The organism is Microvirga sp. HBU67558 (genome assembly GCF_018069605.1).
Classification (GTDB): domain Bacteria; phylum Pseudomonadota; class Alphaproteobacteria; order Rhizobiales; family Beijerinckiaceae; genus Microvirga; species Microvirga terrae.
Window position 1 is genome coordinate 1 of sequence record NZ_JAGPUP010000044.1, and the last position, 245, is coordinate 245.

Genomic DNA, 245 nt, shown 5'->3' on the forward strand with positions numbered 1-245 from the left:
CACCGAACGTCCAGGCAGCGAAGCGGCGTGGCTGTTCACTATGTCGGTCTCACCCGCCGGATCGTCTCCGCCGAGCGAACCGGAGCCGCCGACACGCAGCTCGGCCTGGTTCTCACCTTCGTGGCTGGCGCCACCAACGCGGGCGGCTTCCTGGCGATCGGGCAGTACACATCGCACATGTCCGGGATTTTCTCCGCCATGGCCGATCATCTCGCGCTGGGAGCAGTCCGTCTGGTGCTGGTCGG

The 245-nt window shown here is 66.9% G+C and carries 1 protein-coding gene; it reads left to right on the forward strand.

The features are described 5' to 3' along the window. Nucleotides 1–60 precede the first annotated feature (60 nt). Nucleotides 61–245: DUF1275 family protein (locus KBI52_RS32365; RefSeq protein ID WP_371823080.1), on the forward strand; the 185-nt coding region annotated here is incomplete at its 3' end.